The following is a 25,448-nucleotide window of genomic DNA, read 5'->3' on the forward strand; positions in this document are numbered from 1 at the left end:
GTCTGCCAGTGAAATGTTCGATAGTTGGGCGGCAGCGGTTTGTTTAAAGTCTGAATGGGCCGCGGCAACGGCTAGTCCGGACGCAGGCTTCCGGCCGCTACCGCTCGCGCCCCTATGCCATTCACTATCGAAACCAGGAGACCGCCATGCACCGACATCGAAATCCCGCATTCAGCACAACCGGCACCCCAATCGCCGCAGACCAGCTCAAGCTGGTTGCCGGCGGCGAAGCAGCAATCAAACCGGCACCGCAGATTCCGCCCTACGTTCCGTTATCGCAAAGCCATCCCAAAGTCGAACGCGACCTGCCGCGGGTGCCTTACCGATAAATTTCCGGCCGGCCGAGAAGCTCCCCCTGTAGCCGCCGGCCGGCTCTAGCGCGGCGCTCGGACTGACGTTCGAGAGCCGCGGCTTTTTTAACAAAAATCCGCCGCCACCAATCCGGCAATTACCGACTCCTTAGTCCGGCCGCCCGCTCCGGCATAAAGTGCGATATATCGTAAATCGCGCGACATCTCGTATCCATCCTCTGTCGCCACCCCAACCGACTCGCTGAAAAAACCCATAAAAACCAATTACTTGATTGGCAAAAGCGCGCTTGGCACGCGCTTTGACTGTTGATTATGGAAACCCGTTCGGGCCCGGCCCGACACCAGACCCATAACTACTTCGCCAAATATCAAGAGGAAAACCCGATGAAAACCGTCAATTCGCTTCATTCTGCCACTAGCCACTCCGCCGCCCGTCCCGGCAAGCTCCGGTCCGGCACCCGCACAAGCCTGGCCGCCGCCATCGCGTTGCTATTGGGCAGCCAAATCGCGCCTGCCCATGCCGCCAGCTTCGATCCGAACATCGTCATCAAAGGCTCCGCCGAATTCGACAGCACCGGCTCGCCGTTCGAGCCGATCAACGCCAGCCAAAGCGGCGAAATCACGCGGATCATGGCCGGCATCACCAGTACAACGACGTTGAACGGTGCGGCCATTAGCGGCGTCGATCCGCTGACCGGCACGCTAACCAGCATCGGCGACGGTTTCGGCATTAAATTCAACGCCAGCGGTAACGCCGACAACGAACCTTCTGTCGTCAACTCCTTATTCGGCGATTACTCGCTGTCGCTGCAGAATAACTCCGCCACCGACGCCTTCCTGGTCAATCTGAGATTCGAATTCAGCCAACAAGTCGACACCACCGACTCCGTCAAATCCAATACCGATAACGGCGAATTCGCCCACGCCCAAGTCGCATTGCGCAAACAGGACAGCAGCGAATTGCTGTTCGCCAGCGCGCTGTCCGACACTCAACTAGGCAACCAGCAATTCCTGTTCACGAATAATTTGGTCAATTCGGCCAGCGGCTTGGGCGGCAAGTTGAGCGACAGCGGTTTTCTGATTCTGTCCTTCCTGTTGAATCCGGGCGAATTGCTGCAATTGGGAGACGGCAATCCCGAGGTGTTGTTGCGCGGCGCAGCCGATTCCGGCTTGTTCTCCGGCGAAGTCGCAACCCTGCTCACCGTCGACTCGGTGGTCAGGCAAACCACCGAAACCGTGCCGGAACCGGCAACCTTGCTGTTGACCGGTATCGGTCTGGCTTCGCTATTGGCGTCGCAACGCCGCAATCGCGCTATCGCTTAATCACTAACCCACCCTGATTTGAGGAAACCGCCATGTCTACACCATTCAAAAAACCGTTGTTGAAACTGGCTCTGGTTGCCGCCGCCGGCTTACCGATGTCCGCCTCGGCTTGCGGCAACGAACCATTTCTAGGCGAAGTCTGCACCTTTGCCTTTACCTTTTGCCCGCGCGGCTACTTGCCGGCAGACGGTTCGCTGCTACCCATTTCCAGCAACACCGCTCTGTTCTCGTTACTGGGTACAACTTATGGCGGCGACGGCCGCAGCAACTTCGCCCTGCCCGATCTCCGTGGCCGGAATCCGGTCGGTGCCGGCCAAGGACCGGGATTGGCTAATGTATTTAACGGCCAAGAAGGCGGTGCCGAACAAGTGGTTTTAAATATTACCCAAATGCCAGTGCATAGTCATGCCGCCGCAACCAATGTCCAAGTCACCGGCACCATTAACGCCGTGAATGCCGCCGGCAATACCAGCAGCCCGGCCGGCAAAGTACTGGCAGCCTCGTCCGCTCGAGACAACATGTATTCCGGTAACGTCGCCGGTGCCAGTTCGCCACTGGCCCCCGAGGCTCTGACCGCATCGGCCACCGCGTCCACATCCATCGGAATCGCCGGCGGCAACCAGCCGGTGCCGCTGCGGAATCCTTACGTAGGTATGATGTATTGCATCGCGACTTCCGGCATTTTTCCTTCCCGAAACTAAACCGAAAATTCCAACCACCAACTCGGTCGAACCGGTAACGCCGACAAAGCACAACTTAGCCCCTCGCAGCGCGAGGCGGCTAAGTCGGTTTTCCGCGGCCGGATTTCAATTTACGGAGACGATCATGAACTATTTAGTAGTAAACATTTGTGAACATACCAGGCCCAACGCGGAAACCTTGACAGCGTTGCTGGCAGGCGACCCTGACCAAATCGGCTTTGAGTTTTGCGATCTTTCCCAAGAGGACACGTTCGATGCGTACAAAACGCACATCAACCAAGCCGAAGTCTATATCGTCGGCCACGGCTCACTGGGTAAAGAAGAGCTAGTCGACGAGCAAGACCATGGCATAGTCAATATCGCCAAAATCATGGAATGGTGCGAAACACACGGTGCGGCCGCGGTGATAGACACTTGCTGCTACCCGGAGCAACGTTTGGCCAAAGTCAAGAAGTTGGATCTGAAAACACCTTACCACTGCAAACAAGACCTTAAAAAGCCGGTCACGCCGGGCATTTGCAAAAGGGAGCCTCTAAAAATCCACGATTAATCAGATTCGGGGCGTAAAACGCGCTCGAAAGCTGACATTTCCAAGCGGACTACCTTCAACTCGAAGCCTTTTCAGCTCCGATGGGCGGCATCAAGACGCAGCTACCCTGCGAATGGCGCAAAAACGTCGCATGTTGTACACCAGATTCATGAAGCCGATACGTACTTCGGCGCGGGCTAGGCCAATGCAACGGATCGCCTTACCGCCCCATTGCGCCATCCAGGCAAACACGTGCTCGACCCGGCAACGGGTTTTGGAGCGGGTGCTGTTGCCTTGTTTTTCCCGGTCGGTCAGCGGTTTGCCGCGCACCCCTTTGCGGTGAATCCGGCTGCGGTAGCCTTGGACTTTTAACTGTTCTTCCACCGCTTCGGAACGATAGGCACTGTCGGCCCACAAATCCCGGCTGGTATTGCCGCTATCGAGCAAGCCGTTCAGGGTTTGAGAGTCGTGGACGCTGGCATCGGTGACCGTGTATTTGCGTACCAGCTTGTGGGCATTATCAACGTTGACGTGATTCTTGTACCCGTAATAACTCTTGTCACCTTTCTTGGTCCAGCGCGCATCGGTATCCTTCTGACTGCGTTTGGCGACTGACCAGTCCTCGACGGTTTCGCCGGCTTTAATCCGGGCGTTCTCGTCCGGGGTATTACGCTGCACCGGCGCCTTGACGAAGCTGGCGTCAATCAGTTGACCCTTGCGGGCGATCAAGCCGGCACGGTCCAATTGTCGGTTGAATTCGTTGAATAACGTCTCGGTGAGTTTCAGTGCTTTGAGTGACTCACGAAACAGCCAGAAACTGTTGCGATCCGGCGCGTGCTTGGCATCCGACAAACCAATAAATCGCTGGAAGCTGCGCCGGTCTTCGATTTGGAACTCCAGTTGCTCGTCGCTCAGATTGTAGAGGCTGGCGATGACCAACGCTTTGAACATCAACACCCCATCCCAAGGCTTTCGCCCGGCAGACGATTTACGGACTTTGTGACGCACTTGATCCAGCAACGGACGGAACGCCTCCCAATCCACTTGCGCGTCCAATTCCAACAACGGATTGCCCAAACGATCGATCCGACGATCTCGATGTTCAAACAGGGAACCGAAAAGGTCGTCTTGTGCCACCGTCATCTCTGCTCTCCAGGTCTTTAGCTCCGACTCATTTTACTCGCCGGGCGCAATTTTTAGAGGTTCCCAAAAATGACACCGTGCCCGGATTTCTAGCGACACAGGGGATCAAACAAATGTACCCGTAAAAATCGCCGGTTCCACGCTTAGAAAGTGCGGGCGTTAGAACCCATTGTCGTATCGCCGAAGTAAAACTCCAGATATTGGTGCCAATGCCTGGACCTCTTACTCGTTAGCAGTTGTATCATTGCGACACAGCGGTAATCATCGGCTTTAGCGGTCGACGCCTACCGAGAGCCATTGGTAATATGCCGCCGACGGACGCGAAGGCAGACTCGTCGGCAACCGTCCCGGAACGGCAACGGCCTGACGGATCGGCGCCGGCGCCCCCAACGATCCACCGGACGACGAATAAAGCTTATAAGCGCAGAATGCAGGCAACTCTCTATGTGGCGTAAGGCAGTTAAATATTATTTTTCTTTTTTCAGTGCCTTATGCCACTTGGGCATCGCGCTGGCCTTGGGCGTTTACCTGACGAACAAAATAACCCACCATTGGCGTTGGCAGGCTTTGGTACACGCAATGAAAGGCAGGGTTGACGATAGTGCGGTTTACCCGATCAGCAGTCGCGAGCAACTCGCGGCTTTGCCGCCGCGAGTATGGACCAAAATCGATCAACAGCAGCCCGATGCCGAAGGCAGTTTCCCGCGCCAGCCAACCGCTACTTGCGCGTTCGATAGAAAGCGCAATCGTCTGCTGGTATTCGGAGCCGAGGTTAACGAAAACCCGCCCGACAATACGATCCATTACTTCGATTTGACCAAGTTGCGCTGGGAAAACGAGTACGAACCGGACCCGTTATCCAGCTATTTTTTGGATAAATCCGAATTTTTGGTGGCCGGATTTAATTTGAACCATCCGCCGGCGATGCAGGTATTCGGTGCCGGCGCATTCGACGAGAAAAACGATCAATTGGTCATCGCCAGTAGCGTAAAAAGGGAATTCTATGAAACGCGGCTGCCCAACATTCGGATCCACGAAAGCATAAGCCCCACTTGGGTCTTCGATTTTGCGTTAAATCGCTGGTATGCCGCTGCCAACGCAACCGATTTTCGCACTTATAGCGTCGCATACGATGAAGACCGTAATGTGGTAGTCGGATTTCAGCCTTACCATATCGGCGAATGGAACGGGCAAACCCGATCCTGGCAGAAAGTCGGCAGTACCACCTACCCGGCGTGGAATACCAATGCCGTTTACGATTCGGTTAATCGCGTGTTTCTGTTATTTGGCGGCAGTAATTTGAGTAACGAGGTCCATGTTTACCAGGCGGGCGACCAAAAATCGGTCAAAATGTCCACGCCCGGCATTAAGCCGCCCGGCCGGGCTGCGGTTCCGTTAGTGTTCCATAAAGGTATCGGCAAAATGGTGGCGATTATCGACCGGGATAATTATGCCGAAACCTGGACCTACGACTACCGAAAAGACGAATGGCAACATTTAAGCGACAGCAAATTTCCGTATAACGTCGGTATGAATTATTGTTTAGAGTACGACTCCAGAAACAATATCATGCTCTTCGTATCCAGTCCGCCGATGGAACAAACCGCCGTTTGGGCCTTAAAGTTATGAATAAATTCATGCGTAACGGGCTTTTTTACCTGACGTTTACCGGCCTGTTGGTCCATCTGTTCGCAGCGTACGGATTTTGGGGATTGCAACGCGCCGAGCATCTGTCCGCCAGGCAGGTTTTGGTCAAGGCGGCAGAACAACTCGATATTAATAATCCGATATTATCCAAAATATTAGAACCGGAAACGAAATACCTGAATTTTCCTTTCGACGGCGAGGTAAGAAAAAGCCATCCCCGCATTTTGTTGCCGGAATCGAGTAATTGGAATAAGCGGGATGTGCACTCCGTTATCGCAGACCGGATCGCCGCCTTTCAACGCGAAAATATTAATTATCCGAACGGTTGCGGCGATAATGCGTTGATGCCTGCCGTGGTTTGTTGGCTGTCGACCAACAATACCGAGGCGATCGCAATCATCAAATACCAGTTGCTGAACTTCGAATTAAATAAACCTACTGCCGACACCACCTATAGCAACGGTTGGGAATTGGCGCTGGCTTACGACTTGGCCCATCCGCTGCTGACCGACGCCGAGAAAAACCAGGTCGAACAGAAAATATTGGCCGCCTTGCAAGGGACGTTGGCGAATCTGGATGAGGATTTCGCCTCGTTATGGCACGGCAGATCGACTCACGCCGCAATTGCCTGGCTCTGCGCCATCGTATTGTCGGAACACTATGTCGACGATTTGGATTCTTACCGGCGCCGGGCACAGGCTCATTTCCTGAATGCCGCAGAAGGATTGGCCCACACCGAGGCCTGGCCGGATGGCTACAACTACTGGATCCAAACCCGCGCGTTTTATTTTGCCCTGGCGGCATCGGCATACCTGAACGGGTTGGATCACGCCAACAACCAGGAACGGATCAAGGACATCGTCAAAAGAGTCGGCTATTGGCATATATACGCGACTCGGCCGGATAATCGCATCGAAGGTTACGGCGACGAAGGCTCCCGGATCGATTTAAAGGATGAGACCAAGCGGGTAATAGACCTGATGGTACAAATGACGCACGATCCGGTACTAAACGGTTATTCCAAATATCTGGGTAAATTGCACCGGGACAGTTATTATTCGGGCTATGACTGGGGGATATTGTTATTCAACGATCCATCGATTCCGGCAGTTGGCGACGGCAGCTTGCCGTCGTTGGCTAAATATTTAAAAGAAGCCGAAATTTTCGGCCGAGACACGGTAAATCAAATTTATATTAGAAACGGCTGGGAGCCAAACGATACCTTTATTTCGTTCAAGGCCGGCAATTCCTACGGACACCACGCCCATTACGACGCCGGACATTTCACCATATTCAAATCTTCGCCGCTGATTACCAACAGCAGCACCTATAACGGATTTTTTCGCCCGCACCGGCTTAATTACGCAATTCGGACGATTGCCAAGAATAGTCTGATCATCGAAAAACCGAATGAGAAAGTCCGGCCGAATCGATTTTTCTCCAAGAATGTAGCCGACGGCGGCCAACGCTTGACGCAGCCGACCGGCAGTTCCATTGTCAGCATCGAACAATGGTTCGAAAACTACCAGAAAGGTCTGCATTTGGAAGGCGCCCAATTATTGAAATTTGCGCGCCGCAATAACGAATACGTTTTCGTTTCGGCCGACTTAACCGCGGCCTATAACAATTCCGTCTACGACGAAAACGGCGATGGCGGCAAGGTCCGCCAAGTTATTCGCAAATTGGTTTATCTGCCGACGGAAGACAAACTGGTTGTTTACGATGCAATTAGTAAAACCAAGCCGGAATACGTCGGCAAGTGGATCATTCATTCGGTCAACAAACCGGAGATGGCCAATATCGAAGTCTTGAAAGGTTCGACGGACAACGGCATATTGGCTAGCAACTCGAAAGATATCCAAATAAAAAATAATAACGGATTTTTGAAAGTCAATATTCTATTGCCAAGCGATGCGACGACCCGCCTAATCGGCGGCAGAGATTACCAATACTATGTCGAAACCGACGGCGACGATACCGTATTCGACGGCGAGAATTTTATTAACGGAGCTTCCGCCGATTCTTGGCACGACTTGAGCCGATGGCGAGTCGAATTAATGTCTAATAACGGCAGTAACGATACTGAGTTTTTAGTCTCTCTGGCGCCATCGGTCGATAAGCCGGTGACCGAAGACGTGCGGAAAATCAATTCTAAAAACGGCAACGCTTATGGGGTACTGACAAACGATACGTTAATCGTATTTATCCGAGAACCGGCAGGCATGGACGACATCGTGTTCGATTATGTCGGCAAATCCAAAATTATCGTCGTCGGCCTCCCCGAATATAGAAATGTCGCTATTCGCATCGACAATAAGACCCTGTTCCAAGGAGCAGCCAAGGACGGAGTGGTGTTCTACGACAACCCGAGTTCGGCATCCGGCCAGGTCGAAATCGGCATGAATTAGTTTGTAATTCGCCGGGCCAAACCGGTTGTCGCTACTCCAGGCATACAGCCCCCCGCATCAAGCCGCTACCGCCGCGGCTTTCCGGCAACTTTCCAGCAACGCGTAATAAGGGCGCAAGGCCACCATCAAAGCCTGATAAAGGGTAAAGGCATCGGTCGGGTCTTTGGGTTTCAGCTCGGCGATTTCGGTCAGAAACCGGTATAGCATTTTGACGAAGTTCTCTATCGTCATCGCCAGCCAGGCATCGTTGGTGATCCATTTGTCGATAAATTCGTCCAACCGGGCGAAAGTGGTTTTCAGCAGCGGATAGGCGGTTTGGGTTTCCTTGAATTCCCGCAGCAGCATATATTCGACGTAAGCCTGCTCCGACGATAAGCGCGGCCGGTTGGTGATACCGAGATAGGTGGTTTTGTACTCGGTATAGGCGGCATCGAACCGATTGCAAAATTCGATTTCGTTGCCGATTGCCAGCCAAGGTGCCAACACGGCGGTCGTCACGGCGTAGCACTCGGCTATCGCATTGCCCATTTTGTCGAATTGTGCAACGAAGGCCGGTTTGGCCAATTCGGCTTTGATCAGTGTCTCTATTGCGGCCAACTCGCTTGCCGTGACGCAAACAGTAGCCAATTCCTTGGTCAATTTCAGTTCGATTGCCATAGTGGCTTTACCCGATTCCGCTATCCGAAAAAAGTCGACGCATTGCCATGTTGCAGCGCATTACGCGGTTAGATCCACGACTTCGGCGACGCAGGCGTTGTCCTTAACCGCATGCAACGCGTTATCGAACACCATAGCCGAACTGTATAAAACGCTTTTGACGATGATGTCGCCCTTGGTATCCTTGATGACGAAGAAGGTATCGCCCTCGGCCACCTTGCCGGCAGCAATCTGGTGGCTCATCAACGAGCCGGTCCTGACTTCATTGATGGCCTGCAGCGCTTCGTCCTTGTTGCCGTAATCGGCGCTCATCAAAATCAGCTCGCCTTTGCCGTTCAAAAAATGAAAGAAATACTGGTTTTCGTCGTTGGTTTTCAGTTCGAAAGTGGCTGGCATGGTCTGCTCCGGAAGTTAACTCGGGAAATAAAATGGTCGCCGGTCGAGTGTCTGCCCATGACTTGCTCGCCTCCGTGCCCAAAAGCCGATTGCGCGCAAACCCAAACAATTACCGGCTGACTCTTCCAACCGAACAGCAAGCCTTATGCCAATAAAAATTTCTTTAATATCAGTGTGATGTACAACATTGGCCATAAATTGTCGGCTTTACCACACCACATTGACGTATTCCTGATTCGAAGCGTACTCGACCTCAAATTACCCTGGCCTACCCGGTCGCCGTGCCATCTGGCCGCTAACCGAAAAAATACTCCCGCAACGCCACCATGTCGTGCGCGGATATAATCCGCTGCTGCCGGCTGATATGCTCTTCCTGCAACCCCGGAATGTAAAACTGCCAAGCTTCCAATGCGCCGAGTTCGTTGGGTAGTACCGCATCTTTAATACCCATGCTACGCGCGCTCGGTGCCGGCCTGCCACGGTTCATTTCGACCCCAAGGTCTCGCTTACGCGGGTCGCTCCATTTCTTCTGCGGCGAATATTTGCCCCAAAAGCCGGCTGCCTGCACTTTCAAAGTAATTTCGATGTAGTTATCCAGCGCATTCCAGTCGATCGGCACCGCCGACATATACCGCACCATAGCACTCATGTCGATTTTATTGAGCTTGGCTTGCTCGAAGCGGCCCAGCGCTCCTTCGCGATCTTCTTTGAACGGCATCACCGACGACCACCACGGCGTAATGCCGTATTTGGGATCGGCGGGAGCTTCGCCCTTGGTTAACTTGAACAACCTGAATCCGGCCGGCAATTCCTCTACCCGTACCGAATTCTCAACAAACGCATCGTAATGGCTCTGCGGTATCGTCCAACCGTACCACTCCGACTTGCCGACTGTGAAATCGTAGATTGATAAATCGTCATTTACGCCCATGGTAATTCTCCTTACTCGGACTTACTGATTCCGCATCCGGCCCAACCGTAAATTCGCCGGCTTAGTCCGGCCTATCGCCGTTACACCGGCTCGCTATGCGGAAAATATGTAACAAGCGATTCGTGCGCCGCCCGGTTAAAGCCGCTACGGAATCCTGAATCCAATTCTACGAGTGTCAAATGGATTTGCTTTGCGCCACATCAACAAAGGGGTTGATATAGCGCGGGAATCGGCGATGAGTTTCCGGCAAGACTTAGCGGCTAACGGCCAATGTGACAGGCATCCGGCGTATAATCCTAACGCGCCGGCTGATAGCCGGCCGGGACCCGCTCGCCTACGCGAGTCAAAACTAAAACCAAATAAGGACAGCACCATGAGTAAAACACTTGCCGCAACGCTTATCGCCTCCAGCAGCCTGCTTGGCGGATGTGTTGCCAGCGGAATTTATCAGCCCCCGCAAGCCCCGCAAACCCTGGACTATTCCCGCGAAGTCAATGCCAATTTCGACACCGCGTGGACCACGATAACCAACGTCGCCGGCGCGACGTTTTTCAACATCAAAAACTTCGACAAAGGCAGCGGCTTGATGACGCTGGAATACGACAATATCCGCGGCAACGTCGGCTCCTATGTCAATTGCGGCGAGTTTGCCAGTAGCCAAGCGCCAAGCAAAACCTCGCATCCCAATCCCAAATCGGTCATCAACTACATGTCGATCAACGATATCGAGATGCACCTCAGCGGCAGAGCCAACGTCATGGCGCGGCCGGTATCGGACAGCAAAACCATGGTGCAAGTGAACAGCGAATATTTTCTGACCGTTACCAAACGCATCGGCGACAAAACCCATAAGCTGGGCGAATGGCATTTCTCGTCGCGCGAGCCTGACACGCAAACCGCCGATGTCAGTTACAAACCCACCCAAGTTACCTGCCAATCCTCCAACAAACTGGAAAACGACTTTCTGACCGAAGTCGGCGCCCGTCTGCCGGCCGGCAACGTCGGCACCAGCCAGCCGGCGCCAGACAGCGCCATTGCGCCGGTTACGAAGAAAAAGTCGCGCAAATAAGCGTTTCGGCTGGAGAAACGGCGGCCGCCTTGTTCCAGCCTCGTCGCCCGGCTCCACGCTTTCGACAAAATAAACATCCTGCAAGCAGCGATGTTTACCGACACCGACAAGCGCGTCGGTCGGATTCGTGAACGAAACCCGTTCGGCAAATGCCGGAAGACCTGTAAAACCAACTATTTTTGCTTGCCGCGGTTTGCCGGACAGCGGCCGTAACGGCCCCGTGGCTTGGCTGCCTGCGCCTCGGCCCGGCGGAGGACGGTATCCGAAACAGCGCAGCGCTACGCATCGCAAGCTTCGGCGTTAGACGAAGCGCCGATTCGGCTTTATCATGCCCCCTCCTCCCAACCGCAGAATCGCCCATGACCGAAGCCACCATCACCTGCCCCAATTGCAGCACAGCCGTGCCGCTGACCGAATCGCTGGCCGCGCCGCTGCTGGCCGCCACCCGCAAGCAATTCGAGCAACAACTCAAACAAAAAGACGCCGACATCGCCCAGCGCGAACAAGCCCTGAAACTGCAACAGCAGCAACTGCAAGACGCCCAGCGCGAACTGGAAAACCAGGTCAAACAGCAGGTCGACAAACAACTGCAAGCCGAACGCCAACGGGTGATCGAAGAAGAAAGCCGCAAGGCCAAGCAAGCGGCGGCGGCCGAGCTGGAACACAAAAACCGCGAACTGGCTGACTTGACTGAAGTGTTGAAAGTCCGCGACGCCAAACTGGCCGAGGCCCAGCAAGCCCAGGCCGAACTGATCAAAAAGCAGCGCGAGCTCGACGACGCCAAGCGCGAACTGGAACTGACCGTGGAAAAACGGGTGCAAGACAACCTAACCCAGGTGCGCGACCAAGCCAAGCGCGAAGCCGAGGAAGGCCTGAAACTGCGGGTGCTGGAAAAAGACCAGACCATCGCCGCGATGCAGCAAAAGATCGAAGAACTCAAGCAAAAAGCCGAGCAAGGCTCGCAGCAATTGCAAGGCGAAGTGCAGGAACTGGAATTGGAAAACCTGCTGCGCGCCAAATTCCCGTTCGACAGCATCGAACCCGTCGCCAAGGGCGAATTCGGCGGCGACGTGTTGCAAAGGGTCAGCGGCCCGAACGGCACGCCAGCCGGCAGCATTTTGTGGGAATCCAAGCGCACCAAAAACTGGAGCGACGGCTGGCTGGTGAAACTGCGTGAAGATCAGCGCGCCGCCAAGGCCGAACTGGCCGTCATCGTCAGCCAGGCCTTGCCCAAGGACGTGGAAACCTTCGACGTCATCGACGGCGTTTGGGTCACCAGCCCGCGCGCCGCGTTGCCGGTCGCAACCATCTTGCGCCATACCCTGCTGGAAATCGGCCTGGCCCGCCTGGCCGCCGAAGGCCAGCACGGCAAGACCGAGATGGTCTACCAATACCTGACCGGCCCCCGCTTTCGACAACGAGTCGAAGCCATCGTCGAAGCCTTCTCGACGATGCAGGAAGACCTGGACAAGGAACGCAAGGCCATCCTGAAGCAATGGGCCAAACGCGAAGCGCAAATCGAGCGGGTCATGAACGCCACGGTCGGCATGTACGGCGACTTGCAAGGCATCGCCGGTAAATCGTTGCAGGAGATCGAGGGCTTGGAGATGCGGGCGTTGGGGGTGGATGACGATTCGGATTGAGCCATAGCTCTGCCGGTCGATCCGGCTTCTGGTTCCCAAGCTCCGGCTTCGAGTTTCAACAAAGTGGCGCAAACCAATCACAGTGTTTATACTCACGTTTAAACATCCCGAGGACACAACATGACCGAAGCCATACTCGACATCAAACAATGGGGTAACAACCTCGGCGTGCGCCTGCCCGCAGCGATTGCCAAAGCCGCCCATTTGCATAACCATCAACGGGTGCGAATTTCCGTTGAAGACGACAAGGTGATTATTACGCCGATAGCCGATGAAACCTTGACGTTGGAGCAGCGCTTGGCTCGCTTCGATCCCGAGCGGCACGGCGGCGAAGCGATGGCAGTCGGGGAAGAAATCGGTGCCGAACGTTGGTAAGCCGCAAGCAAACAACGGCCTGGGCGCCGGAACGGCAAGACATCATCTGGATCGATTGCAATCCGCAAGTTGGCCAGGAGATGCGCGACATCCATCCGTTTTTGGTGCTTTCCCCACGCATCTTCAACGAAAAAACCTCGCTGGTGATCGGCTTGCCGATGACGACCTCCGCCTACAATGCCGACAATCCGTTTGCGGTAGCAGTCGGTAAAGCCGGTGGCCGCAAAGCCGAACAAACTAGTTATGTACTTTGCCACCAACCCAAATCCTTCGACTGGCGCTTGCGCAAGGCCAAACCGCATCCGCTCAAGTCATTGCCGAGCAATTTGTTCGCTCAGGTTTGCGAGCGGTTGAATCAGATTATTCAGATCGGTTCGTGCTGATCTCGCGATAAGCATGGTCGATCCGGGCTCCGGCGCTGAGCTCTGGTTCCCAAGCTCCGGCTTGGGAACCCCGGCCTTGGAAGCTCCGGCTTCGAGTTTGGTTGTAGATGAAAAGCTAGAGCTTACTAGATAGCGTTCCCAAACTGGAGTTTGGGAACTAGAAAAAACTCAGGGGCGCGCCGCTTTTTGCGCGTCCCCTGGAGCGCTTGGTTGGGCAGCGGGCACGGTGACTGGACACTGCGCGGATTGAGAAGTGATTGACTCAGCGCCAAAGGCGGAAGCCAGAATATTTTCAAGACGAGCCATACGTTTTTCGAACTTTGTACTTTCAAAGGGAGCTCCTGTTGCATAGAAACAGACCGCAACACCTTGTTCGGTAAGCATTGCCCAAACATGCGTTGGCTGCTTGGAGCACTCAAACGGGAACTGATTTGACTCTGGACATGATAGCCCCAATTCAGCAGCGAATTTACGAATGGCGTCTATCAGCACGGCGTTTGAAGAAGAATCGACGGTGAAAGAGGTATTTGCTCGTGGGGTTACATCAATGCGTCGCCAAAACCAAGCATCGCATCCGGCAATAGACAACACAAGCAAGATTATACTGACGTAGGTTAGTTTCATGCCGCCCAACGATAGCCATAACGGGCGTCAAAATGCGAAGCGAAGCTTTTTGACGTCCCAGTTGATGGCATTGTTATATTTCATTTTTTCGCTTTCTTTGGATCGAATGATTCAATCGCGAAATAATCTTCGGATGAATGTACTTTTACATTTTTACGCCACGGGCGCTTTTCTTCTTCTGAAAGGATGGAATCGACAATTCTAATAATTGACCTCTTTTCCCAGAGATCAGCCCTTGGGTAATACTGTCTTATTTCCAAGACATCGGTTCTTGTTGTATTTTCCGAAAGAGCATCCAAGACCGCTCGCCCGATATATGCTCCTGAATTTCTTTTTAAACTACGAAACAACTCCATCAATGAGCTGGCATTTGAAAACCCTTTTGTGCCCAGGAGTCTGACGATAGAAATTAACATGTATTCCGGATACTTCGCACCTTCTGACAAAATATCTGAGAAATAGCCTTTTATTGACTCCTTTAACGCGACTGGAATAAGGGGTTCTTTCTTGATAAGAAGATCTACGAGCAAAGGGGTGAACTGAGGAAACTTCTCGACCAAAGATTGATACAGAGAGAGCTTGCTGTAATCGCCACTTGCGACAACAATCCGGAGAAATCTCCTAACATCATCAGGCTGCAAGATTTCGTTTGTCGTGATTTTCTTTTCTAATTCCTCGGTTGCAACCTCTTTGAGTTCGGAAATATCGCGTTCGGACAACTCTCTGAATTTGGTAGGGATAGTACCTGAGTAGCCAACAATTATTCGCCCTTGGCGAAGTTCATTTGCAACCTGCCTTGCCTCCTCAGATATAGCTGTTGACGATTTAGATTTCTTGGAAACATCTTCGATAACTGTTTTTGCTGGATTTACAGTTAAACCCTCCAAATATAATCTTTCTACCAAGATCGTTAGCCATGCGTGAGCAGTTTTGGCATCAGGGGCGAAAAGACGATAATCATCCACGAATCTGCAGAATTGGACTTTTAATGAACGCAAATAATCATCTACGGAAGTCAAGGCCGCTTCTGCCAGGATTCTGCTCGCGTTGCCTCCAATAGGAAGACTATATGAATCTCTATTCGCCCAGAACAACAACAACTCGTTGGTGAGTTTTATCAGTTTGTTGTCGATTGGGAGACTAAGCAGTGTTGATTCAAGGCGATGAAGATTCAGACGATCATAGAAGTTGGATATGTCACATTTAACAAGCACCTTGACCCTTCGGCTTTTTTGTCGCTCCGAGACATGTGCTTGAAAAGAAGTGTAATTGTACTTGGGGTCAAAAAGGTAACCGCCTTTGGGTTTGAACCTATAGGAAAAAACAACATTATTTCTTTTTTCAATACGGTGCTTCTCAATAACATCTGCGTACATCAGTACAAGAGCCAGATAAGTTATTGTATCGACTGGTTGAATCAGCGCGGCACGACGGAAATCATAGGCATCCTTTTTGGGAAAAAGGACGTGGCTGATTGGGTATACTTTTAGGCCAGCTAAAGAGTTGGAATTGATTCTTGCCTTGATTTGGTCAGATAAGAGCACACGGAAATGCTCATTTTTCAACAATGACACTTCGAAAGGCGTGGTAAAGATATCCGTCAGCCCCTCCTTACGGATATTATCTAGGGCTAATTCGATTGCCTTGTCGATGTTCAAGATATTCCTCTATGAAATATAACTATTAATTATTAGGCAAATCTGCCCGTATACGCTGATATTAACCGCGTTTTCAGGCACTTGTGCTTGCGTATTCGGAAAAGTGGGCATATTTGCCTCGATAACTTGATATTGGCGGCCAATTCAGGCAAGTTTGCCTGCGTAAAAAATGCCGCTGACTCTATCAGGTAGAATTTTTGTGTCAACTGAAAACGCCCAACCCTAAGCCATGACCCGCAGCCGCTACCGAGTCCTGCAAAACCCCAGTCCGCACTTTATGACCGCGACGATCAACCATTGGCTGCCGCTGTTTACCCGGCCGGCGACGGTTAATATCGTGCTGGATTCCTGGCGGTTTTTGCAGCGCGAAAACGGGTTTCAACTGTACGGCTATGTGATCCTGGAAAACCATCTGCATTTGATCGCCGCGTCGGCGGATTTGAGCCGAGACATGCAGCGCTTTAAGGCTTATACCGCCAAGCAAATCATCGCCTATCTACAACAAAGCGGCTCGGCGCGGGTGTTGGAGTTATTGGCGTTGTTGAAGCGGCCGCATAAGACCGAGAGCGAGTTTCAGGTGTGGGAAGAAGGCAATCATCCGCAACTGATCGAAACCGAGGCGGCGATGCGGCAGAAGCTGGATTACATCCACCGGAATCCGGTAGAGCGCGGTTATGTCGATTTACCGGAGCATTGGCGCTACTCCAGCGCGCGGAATTATGCGGGGTTGGAAGGCTTGATCGAGGTGGTTCGGGAATGGTGATCGAGTCGGGAAGCTGGAGCTTCCGAAGGAGTGGGTTCCCAAGCTGGAGCTTGGGAACCAGAAACCAGAAAATACTGAGCGAGTTTATTCGCAAGCTGACGTCAACCTCGCCCTACGCCAATGGTTCCACCAAGCCATTTGTCGCAAACTCGTCCCTCTGTTAGCTGAATTGTTGCCAAAACCACCAAGCGCGCTCCGTACGACTTGACCAACTCGGTGGCTTCTTTGGCCGGCAGCTTAGCGCCCTACCCCAAAAACCATATAAATCAACGGTTAGCGGCATATAGAGCGCTTTTACCTAGGCGGACCGTAGCGCGCCCTCCCAACGCAAGAGTGGAGTAAATTTTGCTTTGCTGATTGGGACGACAATCCGAGGCTAAACGATGAACAAAATCGGCATTTTCTACGGAACCGAACAAGGCATGACCGAGATGATGGCTCAAGTCATGTACCGAGTGCTGGGCGACGATATCGCCAGCGAACCGGTAAACGTCAATCGGGCGTCGGTCGCTCAGCTATTAAGTTACCAGGCCTTGATTCTGGGCATACCCAGCTACGGGGTCGGCGAAATTCCCGGCCGGACCACCGGCAGCGAAGAAGGCAACTGGGAGGAATTCTTGTTCCGGCTGGACGAAGCCGATCTGTCCGGCAAACGCATTGCCTTGTTTGGCTTGGGCAATCAGCAAAAATATTATGATCGCTTCGCCGGTTCCTTAATTCATTTGTACCACTACGTGGCCGGCTACGGCGCCGAGGTGGTGGGCGCCTGGAGCACGGACGGCTACCACTTTACCTATTCCAACTCGGTGGTGGACGGCAAATTTGTCGGCTTGGTTCTGGACCACCACAATCAACCAGAGCTGACCAAATCGCGGATTCTGGATTGGCTGGATCAAATAAAACCGGCATTGCTGGAGAAGCTAGACTGTTAAAGCCTACAAACCTGTTCGCCAGTACGTCCTGTAGCTATTGAGCGGGGCGCACCGCATAAGGCTTTGACAGGCTACGCCCAAGCGGAATACTCGCATCGCTGCCCCGCGCCGTTCCGAAACGAAAGAAGGATCGTTCGGCGGTGGCGCGGACAGTAAACCACTATCAAGCCGCTTGATCCACCAACTCCAAGCCCCGGAACACCGAACAACGAATAAACACGTCCAAGGTCGGCGCCAGTTGCTTTTGCATGCAGAACTTGGCGACCAGTTTGGTCAGGCCCTTGATATCGCGCCCGGAGGCGCCGGGGAACAAGTCCACCAGTTGCTCGATCAGGTCGTCCGCGACCGGCAGCGAGAACTGTTCGGTCATCACTTTCCAGATTTTGCGGCGGTCGGCGCTGTTCGGCGAGTGGTAACGGATCATCGCGATGCAGCGGGAAATGATGGCTTCGTCGATGTCGTCGACCCGATTGGTGGTCAGGAACAACAGGCCATTGAAGTATTCCAGCACCCGCAGGAACACGCCTACCACGGCGTTGGAAGCCAAGTTGTCGGCGCGCTTTTTGATGTAGACGTCGGCCTCGTCGATCAGCATCACTGCGCCCCAGCGTTGGGCGCGAATCAAAGTTTCCTTCAGAGTTTTTTCCATTTCGGCGACGTTCAAACCGAGCTGGCCGGAATGCACCCGGTACAGCGGCCGCTTGATGATTTCCGAATAGACCTCGGCGGTCAGCGTCTTGCCGACCCCGGCCGGCCCGGCGCACAGCACCGTAGTGCCGCCGGATTTGCCTTCGACGATGTCGTCCATCAGCATGTCCATTTCGGCGGTCAAGATGTCGATCAAGTCGGTTTGCTCCGGCGGCAGAATCAGTTTTTGTTTCAGTTCCGGTTGGTAGACGTAGGGCTGCATATCGTCGACATGGACCCAGACGTGGTGATGCAATTCCAGATGAAACAGCAGGATGTAGCCGTGCACCGGCAATTCGGTGAACAAGCCCTTGCCGACCTCGGCCTTGGCTTGTTCCATCTGGCTTTCGGTCTTGCTGTCGTAGCGCATGCTTTTGCCGGCCTTGCGCAAATAGGTGCCGAAGATGTCGCCGGAGGCTTCCAGCGTCAACGCCCGGTCGGCCAGGATGTTCTCGTCGTTGACCAGCCGGCAGGCGCCGCCGCCGGACGACAGTACCACGGTGTTTTTGCGGGTCCAGTCGCTGCTGCGGTGGCTGGCGGTCGGGTCTTCGGCATAAATGCCGGTACCCCAGCCGGAAAATTGCTCGCCGTAACGGCCGCGCCATTCGAAATAGCGGGCGGCGGCTTCGTCGTAGCTGGCGATCAAAGCTTCGGTTTCTTTTAAATAGCCCTTGCCGGCGAAGATTTCCGGGATGGTTTTGTGGTCCAGATCCTTGCCGCGGATGACCAGGGTTTCGATGGCGATCTTACCCTTGCTGTTGGCTTTTAATTCGATCAGGATACGGCCGGCCTCTTCCTCGCCCGGCGGGGTGTAATCGACCCGGGTAATCAAATAAGCCAAGGTGCGGCCGCCGTGCTCGACGTGAAACAACCAACCGCGAATCGCACCGTCCAGCAAATAATGAGCGATGTCCGGCAGCAATTTTTCCAGGTCGTCCGGGCCGTAGCGGCGCTGGTCGTCGCTGAAGGCGTGCTGCAACGCGGTCAGTAACGCGGCCTGTTGCTGCAGGCTCTCGCCTTGCTGGGCGTAAATGCCGGCCAAGGTCGCCATCTCGGCGCTGCTGAGCTGGTCGTAAAACACCAGAGCCTTGCTGCCAAAGCGCAGTTGCTCGCTCAGGCCGTTCAGGCGCGGGTGGGCGGCCAACAATTGCTGGAGATGCGGTTTTTCTATGGACAGTTTCATCGATTTATTCCTTATCAAAGCGGCGAAATTCAAAAACTTCTGGTTCCCACGCGCCGCGTGGGAATACATATCGGCCGCGCGGCGGTCACTTTGTTAGCGGTTGCCGCAGCGCGGCTGCCCAGAGTTACTACGCAGAAAACTAGGTACGCACCGCGTACCTTTTGCAGTCTTGCCAATCGGAGCCCGTCGAGGTACGCATTGCGTACCCTACGTCTGAGAAGGTAAGGCAAGACAAAGTAATTCCGATAAATGCAGCGGTTTGGCAAAGCCACCGCCGACGATTTGTTCGCGGCAGGAAAACCCGCTACCGACCAGCAAGGCATCCGGCTCGGCGCGCAAGGCCGGGAACAAAGCCTGCTCGGCCATCGCTTGCGCGTCGGCGTAATGTTCGGCTTCGACGCCGAAATTGCCTGCCATGCCGCAACAGGACGATTCGATCAGTTCGAACGACAGCTCGGGAATCTGCTTCAAGAGTTTACGCACCGCTTTAATCGAGCCGACCGCTTTTTGGTGGCAATGGCCGTGCAGCAGCACGCGGGATAGCTTAGGGATGGCCTGGAACGCCAAAGTCCAGCGCTTGGCGCTTTGTTCGCGAACGATGAACTCTTCCAGCAACACGACTTTCTCGGCCAATTTACGGGCCGATTCGCCCAAGTCCAGTTTCAGGTATTCGTCGCGCAAACTCAGAATGCAGGACGGCTCCAGGCCGACGATGCTGCGGCCGGCCTCGATGTGTTCCGCCAGCGCGGCCAGCATCCGGCGGGCTTCGGTCCGGGCCTGGTCCAGCATGCCGTTGGAAAAATAGGTGCGGCCGCAGCATAGCGGCCGCCGGTCTTTATCGTCTGCGGCCGGCGCAGCGACGTGGACATGGTAGCCGGCCGCGGTCAACAGTTGTCTCGCGGCGTCGGCCGAAGCCGGATTGAAGTAATAGTTAAACGTATCGACCAGCAGCACTACTTGCCGCTCGGCCAATTCCGGATGCAAGGCCAAGCGCGACTGTTTCGGTATCCGAAACGGCGATGGCGCCGGCAGTGGCAATTCGGCCTTGGCGCTGATGCCCAAAGCGGTTTGGGCCAGCTTGGCCAGCAGCGGCGAACGGTTGCGCCAAGCGATCCAGCGGCGCAATCCCGGCCAGGCCAACAGTTTGGGCAGATGGCCCCACAGTTTGCGCCGCAACGGCAAACCGCGCCGGGCGGCTTGCTGGGCCAGAAATTCGGCCTTGATCGCCGCCATGTCCACCTCGTTTTCGCATTCGCGCTTGCAGCCCTTGCAAGCCACGCACAACTCCATCGCCGCAACCAGTGCCGGGTCGAACAAGGCTGCCGGATCGTCGGCGTTCAGTGCCGCTTTCAATAATTTGACCCGGCCGCCCGGCGACAAATCCGGATTGCCGCTGACGCGATAACTCGGGCACATCACGCCTTTGTCGACGTGTTGCTGGCACTGCTTGCTGCCGATGCACACCGCCACCGCCTTGGCAAAATCGGCGCCGTGCTTGGGAATGTCGGCGTAGGCGTCGCCCATGCCGGCGTTGCGGTAGGACGACCAATCGAGGAACAGCTTCATAGGCGTTATGCAATCGAAAACCTATGCCAAGCAAAATCGGCGCCAGCAATGGTCAAGGCTAATGCGCTGCGCTAACCGCGGCATCGGCAAGCAAAACCACGCTATTGGGAACGGTGGAACCGGCTGCGCAAGTCATTTGCGGTTGCCGATCAGCGAAGCGCTAATGTCGCAAATCCGACAAAGCGGTGCGGCGGCGGACGATTTACCACAGCGATAACAAGCTTAATCGACGGCAAACCGCGCCACTGGCCGCGGCAAATTTCGGCACAATATTTGCGGAAATTAGGCTTTTATTTTGCGAGGAGCATTACGTGGAATTGGATAACTGTGCCTGCCGTTATTTCATCAGCTACAGCGGCGTCAAATTACCGCTGAAACTGGTCAACGAACTGCCCGACGAAAGCCACCTGGAAAATCGCAACACCTACTTCCGCGGCTTTTTCGACGGCAACGAACGCCTGTTGCTGCTGGAAAAACTGGTCTACGGCGACGTCGAACTGCGCCACCGCTACCGTTACCACGCGAACGGCGCATTGGCCGACGCCGAAATTACCGATGCCGACGGCGAGATCGACATACTCAGGTTCGACGAGAACGGCGCGGCCATCGCAGCCGGCTGAGCGGACGCGGCGCCGCAAACGGCTGCCCTCCCCGCCTTCAGTGCATCTCGAACTGCAAACTCGCCAGCCTGGCGTACAGACCGCTCTGTTGGCGCAGGTCATCCGGTGCGCCGGTTTCGACGATGCGGCCCTGATCCAACACGACGATGCGGTCGACATTTTTTACCGTCGCCAAGCGGTGGGCGATGATCAACGTGGTCCGGCCTTGCATCGCGGCAGCCAGGCCTTGCTGAACCAGAATTTCCGACTCGGCGTCCAGCGCGCTGGTGGCTTCGTCGAGTAATAACAGCGGCGCATTTTTCAAGATGGCGCGGGCGATGGCGATGCGTTGGCGTTGGCCGCCGGACAAGCGAGTGCCGCGTTCGCCGAGGAAGGTTTGGTAAGCCTCCGGCAAGCGCCGGATAAATTCGTCGGCATGCGCGGAACGGGCCGCAGCGATGACCTCGGCGTCGGTGGCATCGGGCCGGCCGTAGCGGATGTTTTCCAGCGCGCTGGCGGAAAAAATCACCGCTTCCTGCGGCACCACGGCGATTTGCCGGCGCAACTCGTCGAGCGCCAAGCGCCGAATATCGATGCCGTTCAGCAAAATCGTCCCCTGCGTGGCATCGTAAAAGCGCAGCAATAATTGAAACAACGTGGTTTTGCCGGCGCCGGACGGACCGATCAAGGCCACGCTGTCGCCGGCGCTAATCTCCAGCTCGATGCCGGCCAGCGCCGCATGCTCGGGACGCGACGGATAGCGAAACTCCACGTTGCGGAATTGGACGCCGATTCGGTGTTGCTCGGCCCTCGCGAATATTTCCTCGCCGCCGACGATGGCGGCTTCGCTGCGCAACAGCTCCAGCAGACGGCCGGCGGCGCCGCTGGCGCGCATCAAATCCCCCCACACTTCGGCGATGGTGCTAACGCCGCCGGACACCAGCGTGGCGTACAGCACGAACGAGGCCAATTGGCCGCCGCTCATCTCGCCGGCCTTGACTTGGTTGGCGCCGACCCACAACACGAAAATGATGGCGCCCATCACAGCCATAATCACAAAAGCGGTCAGCAAGGCCCGGAACCGGCTGCGGCGGATCGCCGTCGCGAAACTCGCCTCGGCCCGCCCGGCGTAACGTTGCGCTTCGCGGACTTCCTGGGAATAAGCCTGCACCGTCGGCACCGCATTCAGAATTTCGCCGGCCAGCGCCGAAGCGTCGGCAATTTTATCCTGCGACTCGCGCGACAATTTCTTCACATAACGGCCCATCGCCATAAGCGGCAGCATCAGCAACGCGATCAGGCCCAGAATCAACGAGAACAGGTGGAAGCTGGTCACCGCCAGCATCGCCATGCCGCCGATAAACTGGAACAGGCTGCGCAGGCCCATCGATACCGAACTGCCGACCACGGTTTGAATCAGCGTGGTATCGCCGGTCAACCGCGACAGCACTTCGCCGGTTTGCAAGGTTTCGAAAAATTGCGGCGACTGCGCCAGCACCTTGCGGTAGACCGCGCTGCGCAAATCGGCCGCGACCCGCTCGCCGACCCAGGACACCGTGTAATAGCGGGCGGCTATCGTCACGGCCCACAGGCTGGCCAAAGCGAACAAGGCCAAGAAGCGGCCGTTCAGGCTCAGGCCATCGGCCAAGCCGCCGTTTGCCGGCGTCTGCTTGCCGCCGAAACCGAAATCGATCAGGTCGCGGAACGCCAGCGGCACCAATAACAATGTCGCCGAACCGAGACACAGCAAGACGAAGGCCAACGCCACCTTGGCGCGATAGGGCCGCTTGTTATAGCACAGGCCGCCGGCGCACGATCCGAAACCCGCCGCGGCCGGCGCGGGCTAATGCCGGCTCAACAGCAGCAAGGCCAGCACAAAGCTGCAAGCAAAGAAAAACAAGGCCGCGCTTTTCCAGAACAACAACGGATTGCGCTCGACCAACGGGATTTTGTCTTCGGTTTTCAGAAATTGCGGATTCGGCATGGCCAGGTCGTGCAGAAATTCGGACAGTTCGTCGTAACGGCTGCGCGGCGAAATGCTGGTGGCTTTGCGCAACGCGCCGTCGATCCAGACCGGTACCATGGCATTGCGCCTGATGCTGGGGATATAAGCCAACCGCTCCAGATTGGTCCGGTTCGGTTTTTCCGGCAGCGGGCCGAACGGCAGCTCGCCGTTCAACATTTCGTAGCAAATCACGCCCAACGAAAACAAATCGGACTTGACCGTGCCGCGCTGGCCGAGATGGTACTCCGGCGCCGTGTAATTGCGCGTACCCAGCACATTCTCTTCCCCGGCCTGTTCCAGCGGCGTGATTTCGGCAATGCCGGCGATTTTCACCGAACCGAAATCGATGATTTTGACGCGGCCGTCGCCGGCGATCATGACGTTTTCCGGCTTCAAATCCTGGTGCAGCATTTCCATGCGGTGGAACGCACGCAGGCCCTTGGCGATTTGTTCGACCAGCGCCCTGACCTGGCGTACCTCCGGCTTCGGATTAGCGGCCATCCACTCCCGCAGCGTACGGCCGTCGATGTATTCGGTGACGTAATACAAGCAGGACTTGGCCCGGTCGGTTTCCAGCACCTGCAACACGTTGGCATGCTGAATCCGTTTGCCGGCCCATTCCTCGTGCAGAAAATGTTCGATGTAATGGGTATCGTCGTCGTACAGCACCGACGGCGTCTTCAAAATCACCCGCCGCTGCTGCACGGTATCGTAGGCCCGGTAAATCTGGGTGCGCGTGCTGGCGTGCAATTCGGCTTCGATCCGGTAGCCGTCCAGCACCATGCCCGGTTGCAGCGGCGGCGGAAACGGCAAATGGCCGTTGTGGCGCAACACCTCGTCTTCCTGCAGCAACGGCAGGCCGTCGATCTCGACAATCTGGCAGGTGACGTTGTCGTCGCTGGCGTTGGCCAGCGCCAGCGCCACCAGGTTTTTGGCGATCAGCTCCGGATCGCCGGCCTCGGCCAATTGGGCGCGGATGTAAGCTTCGCCGACGAAGTCGTGCAGGCCGTCGGTGCTGAGCAGAAAACGGTCGCCCTTCTCCAGCGTCAACGATTTGTAATCGATCTCCAGATGCGGCTCGATGCCCATCGCCCGGTTCAGATAGCTCTTGTCGTCGCTAACCCACAACCGGTGGTCGCGCGTGAGCTGTTCCAACTGCCCCTGCCGCCACAAATAAATGCGCGAATCGCCTACGTGGAAAATATGGGCGGTATTGGATTTCAGCACCAACACGCTCAAGGTGCTGACCATGCCTTTTACTGACGCGTAACGCATCCGGCCCTGGCTATGCAGCCAGGAATTGGTCGCCGACAGGATTTTTTGGCCGGCCTTGGTCACCGACCAGGAATCCGGCGTGCTGTAATAATCTTCCAGGAAGGCGGTGATACAACAATGGCTGGCTTCCTTGCCGGCCTCGCTGCCGCTCATGCCGTCGGCAATCGCGACGGCTATGCCTTTTAACGTTAACTGCGGTTCGGCCGGCACCAAGGCGCCCCAGAAATCCTCGTTGTCGGCTTTGACGCCCTTGTCGCTGGCGGCGCCGATGCGCACCGCTAAGGTTTTGGCCATGCTGCGTGTTTAACTTGGTTCGGATTAACCCTTATCGGCAAGCCGGCCTGCTGCCGAACTCGGCCAGAACCTGTTGCAGTTTGGCGCTGACCAGGGCTTGGTGGTGGCGGCGCAATACCGAATCGGACGGGCGCGGCGCCAGGCCGGCTTCGATCTCGTTATTGATTTGTGCCAGAAAATGCCGGCGCAATACCGCGTCTTCCGGCAGGCGGCGAACGCCGGCCGCAGCGGACATTTCGCCGGCCGGCGCCGCTTCGGCCGCCTGGCGGCAGGCGGTGCGCCAGCAAAATACCATGCCCAGTGCCACGGTAGCCAATACAGTTTCAATCATGTCGGGTACTCCTAT

24 protein-coding genes are annotated in these 25,448 nt (G+C 55.3%); 13 read left to right on the plus strand and 11 right to left on the minus strand.

Annotated elements, in window-relative coordinates:
• Positions 1–146: 146 nt before the first annotated feature.
• From MKFW12EY_RS13805 to MKFW12EY_RS13820, 4 genes are all read left to right on the plus strand, one after another.
• Positions 147–329: a hypothetical protein gene (locus tag MKFW12EY_RS13805; RefSeq protein WP_054760005.1), complete on the plus strand. Its 183-nt coding sequence runs from the start codon at positions 147–149 to the stop codon at positions 327–329.
• Between the two features lie 366 nt (positions 330–695).
• Positions 696–1,634: a PEP-CTERM sorting domain-containing protein gene (locus tag MKFW12EY_RS13810; protein WP_221053190.1), complete on the plus strand. Its 939-nt coding sequence runs from the start codon at positions 696–698 to the stop codon at positions 1,632–1,634.
• Between the two features lie 32 nt (positions 1,635–1,666).
• Entirely contained in the window at positions 1,667–2,335 is a 669-nt protein-coding gene (locus MKFW12EY_RS13815; protein ID WP_054763787.1) for a phage tail protein, read from the plus strand.
• Positions 2,336–2,459: 124 nt separating this feature from the next.
• On the plus strand, positions 2,460–2,885 hold the full coding sequence (locus MKFW12EY_RS13820) for a hypothetical protein (protein ID WP_221053191.1): 426 nt from the start codon (positions 2,460–2,462) through the stop codon (positions 2,883–2,885).
• A gap of 90 nt (positions 2,886–2,975) precedes the next feature.
• On the opposite strand, the gene MKFW12EY_RS13825 is transcribed toward MKFW12EY_RS13820, so the two are convergent.
• Positions 2,976–4,007 (minus strand): IS5 family transposase, encoded by a 1,032-nt coding sequence (locus tag MKFW12EY_RS13825; RefSeq protein ID WP_054763844.1) that lies wholly within the window; start codon positions 4,005–4,007, stop codon positions 2,976–2,978.
• A gap of 444 nt (positions 4,008–4,451) precedes the next feature.
• Here MKFW12EY_RS13825 and MKFW12EY_RS13830 point away from each other — a divergent pair, with 444 nt between their 5' ends.
• On the plus strand, positions 4,452–5,636 hold the full coding sequence (locus MKFW12EY_RS13830) for a Kelch repeat-containing protein (protein ID WP_054762505.1): 1,185 nt from the start codon (positions 4,452–4,454) through the stop codon (positions 5,634–5,636).
• 8 nt (positions 5,637–5,644) lie between these two features.
• Positions 5,645–8,062 (plus strand): heparinase II/III family protein, encoded by a 2,418-nt coding sequence (locus tag MKFW12EY_RS13835; protein WP_221053192.1) that lies wholly within the window; start codon positions 5,645–5,647, stop codon positions 8,060–8,062.
• A 57-nt stretch (positions 8,063–8,119) separates the two neighbouring features.
• On the opposite strand, the gene MKFW12EY_RS13840 is transcribed toward MKFW12EY_RS13835, so the two are convergent.
• The 3 genes from MKFW12EY_RS13840 to MKFW12EY_RS13850 form a co-directional block, all read right to left on the minus strand.
• On the minus strand, positions 8,120–8,719 hold the full coding sequence (locus tag MKFW12EY_RS13840) for a hypothetical protein (protein WP_054762501.1): 600 nt from the start codon (positions 8,717–8,719) through the stop codon (positions 8,120–8,122).
• 60 nt (positions 8,720–8,779) lie between these two features.
• Positions 8,780–9,115, minus strand: a complete 336-nt coding sequence (locus tag MKFW12EY_RS13845; RefSeq protein WP_054762499.1) for a YegP family protein — start codon at positions 9,113–9,115, stop codon at positions 8,780–8,782.
• A gap of 295 nt (positions 9,116–9,410) precedes the next feature.
• Positions 9,411–10,046, minus strand: coding sequence for a hypothetical protein (locus MKFW12EY_RS13850; protein WP_054762497.1), 636 nt, complete (start codon positions 10,044–10,046; stop codon positions 9,411–9,413).
• Between the two features lie 373 nt (positions 10,047–10,419).
• Between MKFW12EY_RS13850 and MKFW12EY_RS13855 the strand changes: the two genes are divergently transcribed.
• The 4 genes from MKFW12EY_RS13855 to MKFW12EY_RS13870 all read left to right on the plus strand — a co-directional run bounded on the left by MKFW12EY_RS13855 (position 10,420) and on the right by MKFW12EY_RS13870 (position 13,516).
• Entirely contained in the window at positions 10,420–11,115 is a 696-nt protein-coding gene (locus tag MKFW12EY_RS13855) for a hypothetical protein (protein WP_054762495.1), read from the plus strand.
• A 359-nt stretch (positions 11,116–11,474) separates the two neighbouring features.
• Positions 11,475–12,758, plus strand: a complete 1,284-nt coding sequence (locus MKFW12EY_RS13860) for a DUF2130 domain-containing protein (protein WP_054762493.1) — start codon at positions 11,475–11,477, stop codon at positions 12,756–12,758.
• Between the two features lie 120 nt (positions 12,759–12,878).
• Positions 12,879–13,133: an AbrB/MazE/SpoVT family DNA-binding domain-containing protein gene (locus tag MKFW12EY_RS13865; protein ID WP_054762491.1), complete on the plus strand. Its 255-nt coding sequence runs from the start codon at positions 12,879–12,881 to the stop codon at positions 13,131–13,133.
• On the plus strand, positions 13,127–13,516 hold the full coding sequence (locus MKFW12EY_RS13870) for a type II toxin-antitoxin system PemK/MazF family toxin (protein WP_054762489.1): 390 nt from the start codon (positions 13,127–13,129) through the stop codon (positions 13,514–13,516). The genes MKFW12EY_RS13865 and MKFW12EY_RS13870 overlap by 7 nt, the downstream gene beginning before the upstream one ends.
• 168 nt (positions 13,517–13,684) lie before the next feature.
• Here MKFW12EY_RS13870 and MKFW12EY_RS13875 read toward each other — a convergent pair whose 3' ends face one another.
• The gene (locus MKFW12EY_RS13875; RefSeq protein ID WP_157199434.1) at positions 13,685–14,140 is read right to left on the minus strand and encodes a hypothetical protein; all 456 of its coding nucleotides are present in this window, start codon (positions 14,138–14,140) and stop codon (positions 13,685–13,687) included.
• Positions 14,141–14,220: 80 nt separating this feature from the next.
• A complete protein-coding gene (locus MKFW12EY_RS13880; RefSeq protein WP_221053193.1) occupies positions 14,221–15,798 on the minus strand; it encodes an RNA-directed DNA polymerase in 1,578 nt (525 codons plus the stop codon).
• Between the two features lie 229 nt (positions 15,799–16,027).
• Between MKFW12EY_RS13880 and MKFW12EY_RS13885 the strand changes: the two genes are divergently transcribed.
• Positions 16,028–16,561: an REP-associated tyrosine transposase gene (locus MKFW12EY_RS13885; RefSeq protein ID WP_054762483.1), complete on the plus strand. Its 534-nt coding sequence runs from the start codon at positions 16,028–16,030 to the stop codon at positions 16,559–16,561.
• 383 nt (positions 16,562–16,944) lie between these two features.
• The gene (locus MKFW12EY_RS13890) at positions 16,945–17,493 is read left to right on the plus strand and encodes a flavodoxin (RefSeq protein ID WP_221053194.1); all 549 of its coding nucleotides are present in this window, start codon (positions 16,945–16,947) and stop codon (positions 17,491–17,493) included.
• Positions 17,494–17,656: 163 nt separating this feature from the next.
• Here the strand turns inward: MKFW12EY_RS13890 and MKFW12EY_RS13895 are convergent, their stop codons facing one another.
• Positions 17,657–19,363, minus strand: coding sequence for an AAA family ATPase (locus MKFW12EY_RS13895; RefSeq protein ID WP_221053195.1), 1,707 nt, complete (start codon positions 19,361–19,363; stop codon positions 17,657–17,659).
• Positions 19,364–19,570: 207 nt separating this feature from the next.
• Positions 19,571–20,929 carry a heterodisulfide reductase-related iron-sulfur binding cluster gene (locus MKFW12EY_RS13900; RefSeq protein WP_054762481.1) on the minus strand — a complete coding sequence of 453 codons (1,359 nt, stop codon included), beginning with the start codon at positions 20,927–20,929 and terminating at the stop codon, positions 19,571–19,573.
• Positions 20,930–21,240: 311 nt separating this feature from the next.
• On the opposite strand from MKFW12EY_RS13900, the gene MKFW12EY_RS13905 reads away from it, so the two are divergent.
• Positions 21,241–21,549 carry a DUF6156 family protein gene (locus MKFW12EY_RS13905; RefSeq protein ID WP_054762507.1) on the plus strand — a complete coding sequence of 103 codons (309 nt, stop codon included), beginning with the start codon at positions 21,241–21,243 and terminating at the stop codon, positions 21,547–21,549.
• 37 nt (positions 21,550–21,586) lie between these two features.
• On the opposite strand, the gene MKFW12EY_RS13910 is transcribed toward MKFW12EY_RS13905, so the two are convergent.
• The 3 genes from MKFW12EY_RS13910 to MKFW12EY_RS13920 form a co-directional block, all read right to left on the minus strand.
• Entirely contained in the window at positions 21,587–23,296 is a 1,710-nt protein-coding gene (locus tag MKFW12EY_RS13910) for an ABC transporter transmembrane domain-containing protein (RefSeq protein WP_221053196.1), read from the minus strand.
• A 75-nt stretch (positions 23,297–23,371) separates the two neighbouring features.
• The gene (locus tag MKFW12EY_RS13915; protein WP_221053197.1) at positions 23,372–25,102 is read right to left on the minus strand and encodes a bifunctional protein-serine/threonine kinase/phosphatase; all 1,731 of its coding nucleotides are present in this window, start codon (positions 25,100–25,102) and stop codon (positions 23,372–23,374) included.
• 31 nt (positions 25,103–25,133) lie between these two features.
• Complete coding sequence (locus tag MKFW12EY_RS13920; protein ID WP_064024006.1) at positions 25,134–25,433, minus strand: hypothetical protein; 300 nt, start codon at positions 25,431–25,433, stop codon at positions 25,134–25,136.
• Between the last annotated feature and the right edge of the window lie 15 nt (positions 25,434–25,448).

This window comes from Methylomonas koyamae (assembly GCF_019669905.1).
GTDB classification, from domain to species: domain Bacteria; phylum Pseudomonadota; class Gammaproteobacteria; order Methylococcales; family Methylomonadaceae; genus Methylomonas; species Methylomonas koyamae.